Below are 14257 nucleotides of genomic sequence, written 5' to 3' on the forward strand. Positions count from 1 at the left end.
CTTGGATAGGGGTGCCGGAAAAGTTCCGCCGGTTTTCCTTTTCAACTTTTCACTTTGAACTTTCAACTCAATCTTCGCGGGCAGAGAGGCTATCGTGTGGCACCGCTCCCTGGCCGCGTTGCCGCTTGCTGCGTGAACCGTGTTGCGGCCGCAGAGCGGCATAAAAAAGCCCGGCAAAACGCCGGGCTGAAGGCAGACCCCTCACGGGGTAACAACAATCGAACCAGAAGTATCCTTACTTAAATGAGACGATTCCCTGTCCGCTGGTTAACAAGATGGAGGTTCAGTTCCTGGACGCTGATGCCGAATTCGATGCCGTCATCATCATTGAGATTGATGGTCTGGAAGGCATCGAAATGCACGGGGGCACCGTGAACGCTCTGCAAAATATCGGGGCTGCGTGGCATGGCAGGAATGATATTTTTCGAGGCAGGCATGGCGTTGGTTGCGGGAATGCGGGCGCTGACTTGATCCGGGGAGGTTGTCTGTACTTCAACAGCGGTGAGTACCAGCAGGCAGCTGCACAGACACAGCAGTGACAGTATTTTCATGGTGGTTATCCCCGTGTTGTTGTTATGCGGTCAACATTACGGGGGCGTTCGTTCCAAACCTATGGTGGCTTGGTGGAGCTTCGGTGTCGGGCTGTGACGGCGAGTAACGCTGTGTAAGGAAAATATGCGAACCAGTGCACAATAATTGTGTGCACTGGTGGCTTGCAGTTGTGGCGTTCGGCAAGGCTTCAGGCTAGAGGGTGATTTTCACATGGGGGGAGTCGTTGAGTGCCTTGTAGATGGCTTCTACCTGCTCCCGGTTGCGCATGGTGACCTGCGCGGTAAAGGAGATGAAGGTACCTTTACTGCTGGGTTTGCTGCTCAAGTGTTTGCCAGCGTCGAAATCATCCAGATGCGTGTTCAGGATCTCGATCAGGGCGTCTTCGAGCGGGGCGTCAATAGCGCCCATGACCTTCAGCTGCATGTCATGGGGAAATTCCCACAGGTGTTCCTGGATAGCCATGGGCTGCTCCTGTCAGTCTCGTGTTTCGGGGGTATCAAGCCCGCAAAGCCGGCGTTTGTGCTGGACGTAGTGCCGGGCCAGGCTCTTCCATTGGGGGCCTGGCTGGCCGTTACCTATTATAGCGTCGTTAAGGTGGGTCACGGGTACCACTTCCTTGGTGGAGCTGGTGATCCAGATTTCATCCGCCTGGCGTAGCTGCATCTCGGTGATCTCCCGTTCTTGCAGCGCAAGCCCGTGTTGATGGCATAGCTCTACCACCAGGTCCCGGGTGATGCCACCAAGAATGGCATGGCTTTTCGGCGGGGTAGCAATGGTGCCGCCTTTGACCACAAAGACATTGCTGGCCGAGCCTTCGGTGACAAAGCCGTCGCGTAACAGAATGGCTTCGGCCGCGCCGGCGGCCACGGCCTGCTGGCGGAGCAGGCTGTTGGGCAGCAGGGAAACGGATTTGATGTCGCACCGGGCCCAGCGAATATCGTCCAACGTGATGGCTTTGATACCGACGGCGGTATCCGGGCTGTCGACGGCAGGTACCGCGATCGGGCTGGTCATCATGAAGACGGTGGGCGTCACGGCGGGCGAGGGAAAGGCATGGTCGCGCTTTTGCGCGGCACCGCGGGTGATTTGCAGGTAGACCGAGAGGTTGCCGTCGCCATTGTGGTGCAGCAATTCGTCGCACAGTGCGAGCCATTGCGCGGGACTGTGGGGGTTGCGAATGTCCACTTCGGCCAGTGAGCGTTCCAGGCGAGCCAGGTGTTCTTCGAAACGAAACAGCACGCCGTTATAGGCAGGAATGACCTCGTAAATCCCGTCAGCAAACAGAAAGCCCCGGTCCATCGGAGAAATCTGTGCATCTTCAGGGGCCATAAAGCGGCCGTTGAGATAAACCTGGGGCATGGTATGCGGGCTCGACGTAAACGTGACGATACCAGTGTAGCGCACCTGCCAGGCCCCAAGGCAAAACCGATGCAGGGGCGGCTCGATGAACGAGACGGACTGCGCCGGCTTTTTTGCATCAGGCTCTTGGCGTCAAGCGTTCTGCGTTATCAGAACAGCCCTTTGAAGAATATCAGCAGGTGGTGCCAGAGCTTGGTGAAGATGCCGGCTTCATCTACCGGTTCAAGCGCGACCAGAGGTTTCTTGATTAGCACATCGTTGTTCAGGCTCACGGTCAGGGTGCCGTACTGCTGGCCTTCCAGAATGGGAGCTTCCAGTTGCGGGGTGACACTGATTTCCGCTTTCAGGTTTTCATGGCTTTCGCGGGGAATCGTCAGCACCAGGTCTTCAGCCAGGCCCAGGCGAAGCTGATCCTGTTTGCCCATCCACACATCCACGGTATCGAGCACGTCACCGGCGCTGTAGGCCTTGTAGGTTTCGAAGAAGCGGAAACCGTAGGTAAGCAGTTTTTGGGATTCGCGGGCGCGGGCGCCCTCAGACGTGGTGCCCATGACCACGGCGATGAGTCGCATGTCGCCTTTTTTGGCGGAAGACACCAGGCAGTAACCGGCTTCGTCGGTGTGGCCGGTTTTCAGGCCGTCTACGGTCGGGTCACGCCACAGCAGCAGGTTGCGGTTCTGCTGGGTGATGCCGTTGTAGGTGAATTCCTTTTTGGCGTAAAGGTCGTAGTGGTCGGGGAAATCGCGCACGATGGCCCGGGCCAGAATTGCCATGTCCTTGGCGGTGGTGAAATGGTTTTCCGCCGGCCAGCCGGTGGCATTCATAAAGTGGCTGCTATCCATGCCCAGGCGATTGGCGTGCTGATTCATCAGGTCGGCGAAGGCATCTTCGGAGCCGGCAATGTACTCAGCCATGGCCACGCTGGCATCGTTACCGGACTGGATGATGATGCCCCTGAGCAAGTCGCCCACCGGGACACGGGTGCCTTCACGGACAAACATGCGTGAACCACCCATTTGCCAGGCTTGAACACTGATCGGCGCCATATCCTTTTCAGAGATATTGCCTTTCTGCAGCTCTTCTTCGGCAATGTAGGCCGTCATCATTTTGGTCAGGCTGGCCGGGGGCAGGCGTTGCTCTGCATTATGTTCGACGATGATCTGGCCGCTGGCGGCATCCATCAGCAGGTAACCCTTGGCTTCGATCTGTGGCGCACGGGGGACCATTTGCGCCTGGGCCTGCAAGGAAAGAGCGGTGCCAAGCAAGGCACAGAAAGCAAAAACGGTGAAGCGGAAAAACTGGGGACGCATGGGTATCCTGCCTGTTTGGTTGTCCTTGGATGGTTCAGGGAATCAGTAATGCGCCGGTCGTGTCGTGGCGCCGCCCGGGAAAGAGCCCGAAGGGGGAGTTGGACACGGAAAAGGCAAAAAATTCCATAAAGGCCATCAAGTTGCGTTATGCCATCACTTGATGGCTGCATTCTAGAGGACTGGGGAGGACCTGTTAACCGGAGAAACGGCTGATATGGGCGTTTTCAGGGGCTAACGGGCATAGGGCGGTCAAAACCGGCACCGGCAACCGTCTCGCGCACTTGTTGGCGCTGTTGGTTACTTTCGTAGGGGCCGATCCAGACCCGGAACAAGTCACCGTTCGGGTTGAGGATCCGGGTTTCTACTCCCAGCTGATTGATCAGTTCCTGTTGCAGCCGCTTGGCGCTGGAGCGATCTTGAAAAGCCCCAGCCTGGAGAAACAGGCCGCCGCCGCTGTTGTTTGCGGCGGTGTCCGGTTTGCGGGCTGCCTGGTCATTGGCACTGCGGGTTTTGCTATCAGCTTGCGAGGGCGGTGGGCTCTCCAGTGCGGCGCGTACGGCGGTGGGGACGGTGCTACTGGGGCCGCTGGGTTGCTGCTGGCTGCTGATGGCTTCGACCCGAACCCGGCCGGTGCCAGACTGTTCGATGCCCAGGCGTACCGCGGCGGCCCAGGACAGATCGATGATGCGATCTTCGTGGAAGGGCCCCCGGTCGTTGACCCGTACCACCAGGCTTTTGCCATTATCCAGGTTGGTGACTCGGGCATAGGTCGGCAGAGGCAGGCTGCGATGGGCAGCAGTGAACTGGTACATGTCGAAAGATTCACCGCTGGAGGTGCGGTGGCCGTGGAATTTCTGGCCATACCAGGAGGCTTTGCCTTCTGCCACGTAGCCGTCGGCCTTGGGCAATACCTGATAGGTCTTGCCCCACACGCTGTAGGATTCCGGGTTGCCGTAGCGGCTTGGTGGCTCTTTTTTGGGTACAGGTTCCGGCAGCTGGGAGATATCCCGGCGCTCTTCTGGCGCGGTGTCCTGGTGGATACTGTAGCGATCCGACCCTGGTGCGCCATTATTGGCAGCAGGAGTGTCGCTGTCGCCAGCGGGCCCGGGTGCCGTGGCACAAGCGCCAAGGAAGGCTGAGGTAATCACGGCACAAGCCAGACGTTTCATTGATTATCCTCCAGTGCGGCTGCCAGTTGACGTGACAGTTGTAGCACGGCCATAGCGTACAGGCGACTGTGATTGTAGCGGGTAATCACATAAAAATTGTCAGTGGCCAGCCAGAATTCCGCACCGTCGGTGCCGGTCAGGTCGAGCAGGGCGACCCGGGTGCTGGCGGGCAAGTCAAAGCAGTATTCACTGACCAGTCGATCATCGTTGCAGCTGAGTGCGGAGACGCCGGCTTTTTTAGCCTGTGCCAGAGTAAAGGAGGGCTTGTAGCCTTTCTTGGCGAGCGGGACGTAATCGGAGCCATCCAGGTGTGCTCTGGCAGCTACGGGCAAGCCGGGTTTCCAGTTGTGCTCGCTAAAATAGTTGGCCACGGAACCGATGGCATCCACCGGGTTGTTGACCAGATCAGTTACACCGTCGTTGTCAAAATCCACCGCGTAAGCTTGGTAGCTGGTGGGGATGAACTGGCCAAAGCCCATGGCGCCGGCGTAGGAGCCTGTGATGGTTTTGGCATCGATGTGAGCGTTATGTTCCAGTTCAAACAAGGCTTTAAGTTGCTTGCGGAAGAAGCTGCCCCGGGGTGGGTAGTCGTAGCCCAGGGTCGTGAGGGCGTCGACCGCTCGATAGGTGCCCATGTAGTCACCGTAGCGGGTTTCCACGCCAATGATGGCGAGGATGATTTCCCGGGGGATGCCGTAGGTCTGCTCTGCACGGGTCAGGGTGTCGGCGTGGGTGTGAGCGAATTCCACGCCTTTTTGTACCCGGCTCTCCTGCAGGAAAATTTTCTGGTAGGACGCCCAGGTATGGGTGTGCTCCGCCGGTCGGGCAATAGATTCGAGAATCTTGGGCTGACATTCTGCGCTGCCTAGCACCTCACGCAGCCGCGTCTCGTCTTGCCCTTGTGCAACCAGTTCGCGAATCAGGGCCTGGGCCGGTTCACGCTGCAGGTAATCGTTGTTTTCCGGGCAGGCGTGTTCGGCCAGGGCTGACTGGGAGGTGAAAGCCAGTGCTGCGGCGACAATGCTGGAGTAGAAAATACGTGAGTAAAAAATGCCAGGATAAGAACGGCGCAAAGGGGAATCTCCTGTTTTCATTATGTCCATGGACTGCGTTGTCGAGGTGAGGGGCCCGACAAATCGGGCTTTACTCGCCATTGATTCAGTAACTCATCAGCCGCCGGTGGGTGTGAATCGACATCAGCATCCCGAAACTGGCCAGCAGTGTCACAACGGATGTGCCGCCGTAGCTGATCAGGGGCAAAGGAACACCTACGACAGGTAAGAGTCCTGAAACCATCCCAATGTTCACGAAAACATAAATAAAAAATGTCATCACCAGGCTGGCGGCAAGGAGCCGGGCGAAAGTGTCCTGGGCTTGCCAGCTGATAAAGAAACCGCGTCCGACAATCACCAGGTACATCATTAATAGAATGCTAACGCCAACCAAGCCGAATTCTTCGCTAAGGACCGCGAGGATGAAGTCAGTGGACGATTCCGGCAGGAAGTCCAGCCGCGATTGGGTACCGTCGAGCCACCCCTTGCCGTTGACGCCGCCGGAGCCGATGGCGGTTTTCGACTGGATGATGTTCCAGCCGGTCCCCCGAGGGTCGGCTTCCGGGTTGAGGAAGGTGTCGACCCGGTTGCGCTGGTAATCGTGCATTACGAAGAAATACATCAGCGGCGCGGCGGTGACCACGATGATGACCGCCACGGCGATCAGCCGCCAGGACAGCCCAGCCATGAACAGCACCACCAGCCCGCTGGCCGCGATGAGAATGGCGGTGCCCAGGTCCGGTTGCAGACCGATCAACATGGCCGGGATGCCGAGCAACAGCAGGGCGGCAATCACATCCGTGAGTTTGGGGGGTAAGGTGCGCTCACTGAAATACCACGCGACCATGGCGGGTACGGCCAGTTTCATCACTTCTGCCGGTTGAAAGCGGCCCGCCCCGGGGATTGAAAGCCAGCGCTGGGCCCCTTTGGCTTCTGTGCCAACGACCAACACCAGTACCAGCAGCACCAGACCGATGGAGTAAATCACCGGGGCCCAGAACCGGTAACTGCGGGGCGGAATTTGGGCCAACAGGAACAGCACGGTAAGGCCGGCACCAAAACGAATACATTGGCGTACCACCAGGTCCATGCTTTCGCCGCCGGCGCTGTAAAGAACGGTGAGTCCGCCGAACATAAGCAGCAGCAGGCCCACCAGCAACGGCGGATCCAGGTGCAGGCGGACCGCAAGCCCCGGAGACAGAGAGGCGCCGGTCTGGCCCGGCATCTGGCGGATAAATTCGCGCTGGCTCATGGGCTATCCTCGTTACCCGAATCATTGGCGGCGGCATTGGACGGCGGGCTGGCCGGGGTGTTGGCGAACACCGGTGGCACGTTCAGTTCACCCTGTTGATCAAGCAACCAGGCGTCCATGACCTGGCGCGCCACCGGCCCGGCGGTAGAGCCGCCGTGGCGGCCGTTTTCCACCAGCACGGCGACGGCAATGGCGGGGTTCTCGGCGGGCGCAAACGAGACCAGCAGTGCGTGGTCCAGCAGGCGCTCTGCCAGCTCGTCCTCGTTATAGGTTTCGTCCTGGCCCACGGAGAAAACCTGAGCAGTGCCGGATTTTGCCGCAATGTCGTACTTTGCCTCTGAGGCCATGGCCCGTGCGGTGCCGCCGAGCTGGGTGACACCGACCATCGCCTCGGTCATTTTTTCCCAGTTGTCCTGATCATTCAGAATGATGTCCGTTCGTTCCACCGGCTGGTGGTCTTTGGCGAGTGTGGGAACCACTTGCTTGCCGTGGCTGGCCATGATCGCCGTGGCATTGGCCAGCTGTAGCGGTGTGGCAAGCACGAAGCCCTGGCCGATACTGGCGTTGATGGTGTCGCCGTGAAACCAGGGCCGCCCGCGGGCGGCTTTTTTCCATTGCTTGGACGGCATGATGCCACTGGATTCGTTGTACAGGTCGATACCGGTGGGTTGCCCAAGGGAAAACTGGTTCATGTAACTGTTCATGCGGGCAATGCCCAGTTTAAAACCCATGTCGTAGAAATAGGTGTCGCAGGACTGCACCACCGCGTCGCGTAAATCGACACGACCATGGCCCCAGCGCTTCCAGTCCCGGTAGCGGTGAGGATCATTTTCCAGCTGATAGTAACCGGGATCGAAAATGGTGCGCTCCCAGTTGGTTACCCCGGCATCCAGCCCGGCCAGACCGTACATGGGCTTGATGGTGGAGCCCGGCGGGTAGCGACCCTGCAAGGCCCGGTTGAACAACGGGTTGTCGTGGTCGTTGCGATATGCCGAGTAGTCCTTGTAGGAAATACCGGTGACGAACAGGTTGGGGTTAAAGCCGGGGCGGCTGACGAACGCCAGCACGCTGCCATCACGGGGGTCAATGGCAACCACGGCGCCGCGGCGTTCACCCAGGGCATCGTAAGCGGCCTGTTGTACGCGCATGGAGAGTCGCAGGCGCAGGGGCTTGCCCGGCACCGGTGCCTGCTCTTCCAGCACTCGCAAAATCCGCCCGCGGGCGTTGGTTTCCACCTGCCGGTAGCCCACTTCGCCGTGCAGGGTGTCTTCATAGAAGCGCTCGATGCCACTGCGCCCGTAGAAATGCGTGCCGGCATAATCGCGCTGCTGATCCAGGGTCATGGCGTCCAGATCCTGGACGTTGATCCGATTGACGTAACCCAGTACGTGGGAAAAAAGAATCCCGTGGGGGTAGTGGCGTATCGGGTCAGCGGAAATGCGAATGCCGGCCAACCGGTGCTGGTTAACCACCAGGCGGGCGATTTCCTCTTCTGTGAGCCGGCCGCGCAGGGGGACTGGCTCCCAAGGGCGGCGGGCGGTGCGGCGGCGTTTTTCAAAGCGCTCCCGGTCGCCTTCGTCCAGCTCGATCAGTGTGCCCAGATCCACCAGTAACTGGTCCAGGTCGCCGGCCTGCTCAATGATCACTTCCAGGGAAAAGTCAGGGCGGTTATCGGCAAGGATTTCGCCGTGGCGGTCGGTAATCAGCCCACGGGGCGGAGCCACGGCCTGGGTTTGAACCCGGTTGTTGTCACTGAGGGTGGTGTAGCGGTTGTGTTCAATGACTTGTAGCCAGACCATGCGCCCGAGCAGTACACCGGTGAGCAGTAGCACCAGAATAACGCCCACGACAAGGCGCACGCTGAAAATGCGCTGCTCGTGGTGATGGTCTTTCAGCGTTAATGGTCGGCGCATGTTGGCGTCTGTGTGAGGGGATAACGATCAGCGATGATAGGGGTGCCCGGTCAGTAGCGTCCAGCCCCGATAAAGCTGCTCGGCCAGCAATACCCGAACCAGTGGGTGTGGCAATGTCAGGTTCGAGAGGCTCCAGCGCTCTTGGGCGCTGGCAGATAATTGCGGGCACAGGCCGTCGGGCCCGCCTACCAGCAAGACCAGATCCTGCCCCACGTCTTTTAACTCGCCCAGTTTACGGCTGAGTGCGTGAGTGTCCAGCGCGCGGCCATTCACTTCCAACGCCACGGTTTTGGCGCCCGGGTATTTGTCCAGGCGTTTGCGCAGGGCGTCGGCTTCTGTGCGAATTTGGCTGGCACTGTCTCCCTTGCCGCGTTTGGGCATGGGGACTTCCTCCAGCAGCATGCGCATATCCGGGGGCATGCGCTTCTGGTATTCGTTGAAGCCCTCGGTCACCCAGGCTGGCATGCGGGTGCCGATGGCCAGAAGAACAATGCGCATGGATCAGTGATCTTGCTGTTGGTCGCGATCCGGGTGGTGCTGGGGGTTCTTCCACAGCCGTTCCAGGTCGTAGAACTCCCGGGTGGCGGGCAGCATCAGGTGAACAATGACATCGCCCAGATCCACCAGAATCCATTCGCCAGTGCTTTCCCCTTCTGTACCAATCGGTGGGTAGCCGGCTGTCTTGGCGGCATCGGCGACGCTGTCGGCCAACGCTTTCACATGACGGTTGGAGGTACCACTGGCGATAACCATGTTGTCCGCGACACTGGTAATTTCACGCACATCCAGCGGGGTGATGTTTTGGGCTTTGACTTCTTCCAGGGCGTCGATGACCAGTTGCAGTAGCGGGGTGTCAGCGCTCATGGGGCCTCATGATTCGTTAAAGGGAGTGAGTTTTGCCACATTATACAGGTCGTGGCGATGAATATGCGTAATCACGGCGTCATCCAGTGCCGGACAGTGTCCTTTTTCCGCCAGGGCCTGGCGAATGGCGGTGGCCGAGACGTCCAGAAAGGGACGCTTGAGCATCAGTCGCAAGCCGCCGGGTTGTTGCTTCAGGCCAGCGGCATCCGTTTCCGGGAACGCGCCAAGCACCGCATCATCCGCCAACGGGCTGTCCGGGCGAGGAACAATGGCCAGGTGGCATAGTGACACGTAGTCGCGCCACTGGTGCCACTGGTGCAGGCTGGCAAAGCTGTCGGCGCCAATCATGAAGACTAGTGGCCGCTCGGGGTGCTGTTGCCGAAAATGCTGCAGGGTGGCCAGGCTGTAGCTGGGGCCGGGCTGTGCCAGTTCCCAGCCGTCCGGATGCAGGTTGGGGTGGTCGGCACAGGCCAGTTCCAGCATACGCAGGCGCTGCTCACCGCTAGCCAGAGGTTGCGGGCGGTGTGGCGGCACCGCATTGGGGAGCAGGTGCACAGGGGCGCCATCAAGCACCCTGGATACGGCCCGGGCGGCACTGATATGCGCCCGGTGGACCGGATCAAAGGTGCCGCCGAAGAGAACTAAGGGAACGCTGGCACGCATCACGCTACACGCAACACGCTGGCCAGGGGCTCCGCGTGCCAGCGTGGTGCGTGGAGCGTGTCAGCGTTACTGGCGTATATGGCCATCACCCAGTACCACCCATTTCTGGCTGGTCAGCCCTTCCAAGCCTACCGGGCCGCGGGCATGGATCTTGTCGGTGGAAATACCGATTTCCGCGCCCAGCCCGTATTCGAAGCCGTCGGCAAAGCGGGTAGAGGCATTGACCATCACCGAGCTGGAGTCCACTTCGGTGAGGAAGCGGCGGGCCAGGGTGTAGTTTTCGGTGATGATGGCTTCGGTATGGCCTGAGCTGTAGCGATTGATGTGCTCAATGGCTTCATCAATATCCTTGACGATTTTCACCGCCAGTACCGGCGCCAGGTATTCCTCTTCCCAGTCGGCCTCAGTGGCTGCCTGAATGTCGGTTAAGCCCATCCCTTCCAGAAGGTGGCGGGCCTGCTCACAGACGCGAAGTTCTACGCCAGCTTGTTGATATTGCGTCGCTAGTTCGGGCAATACTTGCCCGGCGATGGCATTGGCGATCAGCAGGGTTTCGGTAGTGTTGCAGGTGCCGTAACGCTGGGTTTTGGCGTTAAAGGCCACGCTGATGGCTTTGGCGGTATCCGCCTGCTCATCAATGTAGGTGTGGCAGTTGCCATCCAGGTGCTTGATGACCGGCACACGGGCGTCGTTGCTGATGCGCTCGATCAGGCCCTTGCCGCCCCGTGGCACAATGACGTCCACGTATTCGGGGTGGGTGATCAGTTCGCCAACGGCGGCGCGATCGGTGGTTGCTACCACCTGAACCGCGGCTTCCGGCAGTCCGGCGGCGCGCAGGCCTTCGCAGATGCACTCAGCGATAGCCTGGTTGGCATTAATGGCCTCGGAGCCGCCACGCAGGATAGCTGCGTTGCCGGACTTCAGGCACAAGGCCGCGGCATCAATAGTCACGTTCGGGCGTGATTCATAAATGATGCCGATGACACCCAGCGGGACACGCATTTTGCCGACTTGAATGCCTGAGGGGCGGTAAGCCAAGTCGGTGATCACGCCGATCGGGTCAGCCAAGCCGATGATTTGCTCCAGGCCTTCCACCATGCCGTCGAACCGGTCCGGGGTCAGTGCCAGTCGGTCAAGCAGGGCGGCGTCCAGGCCGTTGCTGCGGCCAGCGTCCAGGTCTTTCTCGTTGGCGCGCAAAATGGTGTCGCGGTGGCTGCGCAGGGCGTTGGCAATGGCGGCTAGCGCCTGGTCTTTGTCGCCGGAGCTGGCGCGGGCCATGGCGCGAGAAGCCTGGCGGGCCTGCTCACCGAGGCGTTGCATGTATTGCTGGATATCCATAATTCTCTGCGGTCAGTTCTCTGCGTTAGATCTGTTGGTGTCCTGGCGGTGAAACGCTACCTGGCCATTGTGGGGCATAACCCTGCCCGGCCGGTAGGGGAAATCCGGTGATCAGGGGCCGGTAGCGACCATGGCCTGCATCAGCGGCCAGCCTGGACTGATTTTTCCGCCAGCGAAAGGCGGCATTATAGCGACAACTGGTGCTTTACGCTTGCTCACAAATGGTTAAGAATTGAAATCCTTTGCTACACAGATGCCGTTAAATGGCTGATTTTATTGGCACGATTGTGCCATTTTTGTGATGCAGTTAATGACACAGTTTTTAGTGTCATAAGAAAAAAGAAAGATCGGCGCCGGGCACAGGCGCTACATAAAACAAGAACAACGTGGGCCAAATGGAGCCAATCACTATGGGCTTTCAGTATCAGGAATACACCCGTTCAGCGATTAAGGCCGATGCGATCCAGCTGTGGGTCGGCAAGTGGCGCATCGATTACCTGGCATTTTCCAGCCCTGCTAACGCACATAAGCCGCCGTTATTGGTGGTAGGCGGGGCCTTTCAGAACTTCACCTCCTACAAATATTGCGTAGAGCGCATCTACGAAGACTTCCCTGTCATTCTGGTGGATTTGCCGTCGCTGGGTAACAACACCCAGATTGCCCCGGATTTGAGCATGGAAGATCTGGCCGATCTCCTCTATGAGTTCAGCCTGCAATCCGACCTGAAAAAAGTGCACTTGATGGGATTGTCGCTGGGTTCGGCCATTGCCAGCACCTTTGCCTATAAATACCCGCAAGCCACCGACAAGTTGATTGTGGCGGGAATCGTGACCCGTCCGCGTAAGAGTTGGCGAATGCTGGTGGAGGAATCCGTACGGGTGCTGGAACAGGGGCGCATGGATGAGTTCAGTCAAGCCGTGGTGTTGTATCTGGTCAACTATGATCGCATGGAAGATACAGGCATCAGCCCCACCGCTCGCAAGTTGTTCTACCGGCAAATGAAGCGCTTGTCGGATAACGAGTGTGAGCGTTACAAGATTAACGGCCGGCGCTTGCTGTCTGTGGAAGGGCTGCTTGGCTACCCGGAATGCGACACCCTGGTCACCACGGGTGAGTTCGACAGCTTTACGCTGCCGTGGGAGAACGCCTCTTTTGCGGAAAATTGTCCCAATGCCCAGTTCACGTTGATTAAGGGGGCAGACCATCTGCCGCAGCTGGAAAAACGTGAAGTTTCCCTGGATCTTTTCTCGACCTTTCTGCGCGGTGAATCATTGCAGACCGTTGGTGGCATCCGCCGTTTCAGCAAAGGGGAATACAATCTGATCGAGCGCCGCCGGGCGGAACGTCTGGTGCCGTGCAATAACCACGGGCATGTGACTAGCGAATCCCGTGTGGGTGACCGGTTCCGTTTCAACAAGCCTGTGGCTGTTGTGGATATCAATTTCTTTGGCTGTCTGTTGAAACTGGATGAGCCGGGTTTCTCCCTGGCCGATCACGCGCGGGACTGTACCTTGTACATGGAGAGCCCGGACCTGAAGCTGGAACTGCTGGTGTTTGATTATGATGGCGCGGGGTACCTGCGTTGTTTGTTCAAGCACGGCAACATCCAGGCGGCAGAGCGCTTTACCCAGCTACTGAAGCAGGGGGAATATTTTCTGTGTCGGGATCATGACGAAAAAGTGCGGCGTATTTACGGCTAGTGCCTCAATGCCTGTGACCCAGTATAAAAAAACCGGCCTTGTAGGCCGGTTTTTTTATCCGTCCATGCGTTTCAAAAGACCGTGCCTTCCAGAATGCGCACCATCGGATTACCCCGGGTTTGGGGAATGGGGAGCTGGCCGTAAAAATCAGCAGGGTTGTGTACGGTGAAGGCATCAAAGCCCAGTTGTTGGAAGTGGCCGATAGTCTGTTCGTCGGAATGAAAATGGAAACCCACCTGGCTGCGGGATATTGCGCCGAGCAGGCGCCCCAGGCCCTTGAGGGTATGGTAGAACGGCATGCCCTGGTAGAGCGGGTAATTGTCGGTCAGGTAGATGCCCCGGGCAAAGCGTTGCAGGGCGGTGGCCAGTTTGCGCCAGAACTCGGAAATAACGGCTAGAGGAAAATAATTCACCAGCCCTTCTGTGATCACTACGACCGGTTTGTTCGTGTCCAGTTGCCCCAGCACGTGGGCCAGGCTCAGGTCGCCGTCGTCTGCAAAAATATTGATCGGAATGACCTTGTGACGCTCGCTGAGGACATGGTGTTCGGTGAGCAGTTGTTGTTTGCGGCGAGCCATGTCTGGCAGGTCGGTTTCGATGTAGGTCAGCTGTGGGTATTGCTGGCAGAAACGGTGGCCACGAGGGGATAGTCCGCAGGCAATTTCCACGACCTGGGTGACGCCATCCTCAATAAGCTGATGCAGGCGATGGTCGATCAACAGATGGCGTTGCAGAAGAAAGGTGCGAATGTTGCCGCCTGCGATCTGCCTGCCCACATATTCAAACGGTGCCAGTGCGCCATACAGAAAGGCGCCACCGCGAGTTCGAAAAAAGGGCGCAGAGAGCCCGTCTTTGGCCCAGACGTGGCCAGTGTAGAGGGCGGTGAAGCTGATCGACGAAGTGTCCTGCGGTTCGCTCATTGTTGTTCTGGCTCGACAAAAAAACAAGAATGACAGGCTAGCAGAATGTTGCCATTGGTGGGTGGCAATTTGTGCCAATCGTGGATGCGAGCTACGAGCTACGAAAATGGATAGGGTAAGGCGGAAAAGTTCACGGGGTTTGCTCTTTTCAACTTTTCACTTTGA

14 protein-coding genes are annotated in these 14257 nt (G+C 58.5%); 1 reads left to right on the forward strand and 13 read right to left on the reverse strand.

From position 1 onward, the window contains the following. Window positions 1-239 precede the first annotated feature (239 nt). The 12 genes from ABNH18_RS13705 to ABNH18_RS13760 all read right to left on the reverse strand — a co-directional run bounded on the left by ABNH18_RS13705 (window position 240) and on the right by ABNH18_RS13760 (window position 11472). Window positions 240-551, reverse strand: coding sequence for a hypothetical protein (locus tag ABNH18_RS13705; RefSeq protein WP_349383372.1), 312 nt, complete (start codon window positions 549-551; stop codon window positions 240-242). 193 nt (window positions 552-744) lie between these two features. Beyond that, window positions 745-1014 (reverse strand): YbeD family protein, encoded by a 270-nt coding sequence (locus ABNH18_RS13710; RefSeq protein WP_349383373.1) that lies wholly within the window; start codon window positions 1012-1014, stop codon window positions 745-747. 12 nt (window positions 1015-1026) lie between these two features. Then, window positions 1027-1911 (reverse strand): D-amino acid aminotransferase, encoded by an 885-nt coding sequence (locus tag ABNH18_RS13715; RefSeq protein WP_349383374.1) that lies wholly within the window; start codon window positions 1909-1911, stop codon window positions 1027-1029. A gap of 149 nt (window positions 1912-2060) precedes the next feature. Then, window positions 2061-3221 (reverse strand): D-alanyl-D-alanine carboxypeptidase family protein, encoded by a 1161-nt coding sequence (locus tag ABNH18_RS13720; RefSeq protein ID WP_349383375.1) that lies wholly within the window; start codon window positions 3219-3221, stop codon window positions 2061-2063. Window positions 3222-3445: 224 nt separating this feature from the next. Further along, window positions 3446-4390: a septal ring lytic transglycosylase RlpA family protein gene (locus ABNH18_RS13725; RefSeq protein ID WP_349383376.1), complete on the reverse strand. Its 945-nt coding sequence runs from the start codon at window positions 4388-4390 to the stop codon at window positions 3446-3448. Beyond that, window positions 4387-5463, reverse strand: coding sequence for a lytic murein transglycosylase B (gene mltB, locus ABNH18_RS13730; RefSeq protein WP_349383377.1), 1077 nt, complete (start codon window positions 5461-5463; stop codon window positions 4387-4389). Before mltB ends, ABNH18_RS13725 begins: the two co-directional genes overlap by 4 nt. A gap of 85 nt (window positions 5464-5548) precedes the next feature. Then, the gene (rodA, locus tag ABNH18_RS13735; protein ID WP_349383378.1) at window positions 5549-6694 is read right to left on the reverse strand and encodes a rod shape-determining protein RodA; all 1146 of its coding nucleotides are present in this window, start codon (window positions 6692-6694) and stop codon (window positions 5549-5551) included. Then, on the reverse strand, window positions 6691-8607 hold the full coding sequence (gene mrdA / locus ABNH18_RS13740; RefSeq protein WP_349383379.1) for a penicillin-binding protein 2: 1917 nt from the start codon (window positions 8605-8607) through the stop codon (window positions 6691-6693). Before mrdA ends, rodA begins: the two co-directional genes overlap by 4 nt. A 27-nt stretch (window positions 8608-8634) precedes the next feature. After that, entirely contained in the window at window positions 8635-9105 is a 471-nt protein-coding gene (gene rlmH, locus ABNH18_RS13745) for a 23S rRNA (pseudouridine(1915)-N(3))-methyltransferase RlmH (protein ID WP_349383380.1), read from the reverse strand. A gap of 3 nt (window positions 9106-9108) precedes the next feature. Beyond that, a complete protein-coding gene (rsfS, locus tag ABNH18_RS13750) occupies window positions 9109-9471 on the reverse strand; it encodes a ribosome silencing factor (protein ID WP_349383381.1) in 363 nt (120 codons plus the stop codon). Between the two features lie 6 nt (window positions 9472-9477). Next, on the reverse strand, window positions 9478-10134 hold the full coding sequence (nadD, locus tag ABNH18_RS13755; protein ID WP_349383382.1) for a nicotinate-nucleotide adenylyltransferase: 657 nt from the start codon (window positions 10132-10134) through the stop codon (window positions 9478-9480). A 66-nt stretch (window positions 10135-10200) separates the two neighbouring features. After that, the gene (locus ABNH18_RS13760) at window positions 10201-11472 is read right to left on the reverse strand and encodes a glutamate-5-semialdehyde dehydrogenase (RefSeq protein WP_349383383.1); all 1272 of its coding nucleotides are present in this window, start codon (window positions 11470-11472) and stop codon (window positions 10201-10203) included. Window positions 11473-11882: 410 nt separating this feature from the next. Between ABNH18_RS13760 and ABNH18_RS13765 the strand changes: the two genes are divergently transcribed. Continuing rightward, a complete protein-coding gene (locus ABNH18_RS13765; protein WP_349383384.1) occupies window positions 11883-13172 on the forward strand; it encodes an alpha/beta fold hydrolase in 1290 nt (429 codons plus the stop codon). Window positions 13173-13243: 71 nt separating this feature from the next. Here ABNH18_RS13765 and ABNH18_RS13770 read toward each other — a convergent pair whose 3' ends face one another. After that, window positions 13244-14092: a class I SAM-dependent methyltransferase gene (locus ABNH18_RS13770; protein WP_349383385.1), complete on the reverse strand. Its 849-nt coding sequence runs from the start codon at window positions 14090-14092 to the stop codon at window positions 13244-13246. Window positions 14093-14257 lie beyond the last annotated feature (165 nt).

This window comes from Alcanivorax sp., from assembly GCF_040118815.1.
In the GTDB taxonomy this organism is placed as follows: Bacteria; Pseudomonadota; Gammaproteobacteria; order Pseudomonadales; family Alcanivoracaceae; genus Alcanivorax.

Coding starts and splice junctions, on each gene's coding strand:
- ABNH18_RS13705 (WP_349383372.1), bottom strand. CDS start 551: ATGAAAATACTGTCACTGCTGTGTCTGTGCAGCTGCCTGCTGGTACTC.
- ABNH18_RS13710 (WP_349383373.1), bottom strand. CDS start 1,014: ATGGCTATCCAGGAACACCTGTGGGAATTTCCCCATGACATGCAGCTG.
- ABNH18_RS13715 (WP_349383374.1), bottom strand. CDS start 1,911: ATGCCCCAGGTTTATCTCAACGGCCGCTTTATGGCCCCTGAAGATGCA.
- ABNH18_RS13720 (WP_349383375.1), bottom strand. CDS start 3,221: ATGCGTCCCCAGTTTTTCCGCTTCACCGTTTTTGCTTTCTGTGCCTTG.
- ABNH18_RS13725 (WP_349383376.1), bottom strand. CDS start 4,390: ATGAAACGTCTGGCTTGTGCCGTGATTACCTCAGCCTTCCTTGGCGCT.
- rodA (WP_349383378.1), bottom strand. CDS start 6,694: ATGAGCCAGCGCGAATTTATCCGCCAGATGCCGGGCCAGACCGGCGCC.
- mrdA (WP_349383379.1), bottom strand. CDS start 8,607: ATGCGCCGACCATTAACGCTGAAAGACCATCACCACGAGCAGCGCATT.
- rlmH (WP_349383380.1), bottom strand. CDS start 9,105: ATGCGCATTGTTCTTCTGGCCATCGGCACCCGCATGCCAGCCTGGGTG.
- rsfS (WP_349383381.1), bottom strand. CDS start 9,471: ATGAGCGCTGACACCCCGCTACTGCAACTGGTCATCGACGCCCTGGAA.
- nadD (WP_349383382.1), bottom strand. CDS start 10,134: ATGCGTGCCAGCGTTCCCTTAGTTCTCTTCGGCGGCACCTTTGATCCG.
- ABNH18_RS13760 (WP_349383383.1), bottom strand. CDS start 11,472: ATGGATATCCAGCAATACATGCAACGCCTCGGTGAGCAGGCCCGCCAG.
- ABNH18_RS13765 (WP_349383384.1), top strand. CDS start 11,883: ATGGGCTTTCAGTATCAGGAATACACCCGTTCAGCGATTAAGGCCGAT.
- ABNH18_RS13770 (WP_349383385.1), bottom strand. CDS start 14,092: ATGAGCGAACCGCAGGACACTTCGTCGATCAGCTTCACCGCCCTCTAC.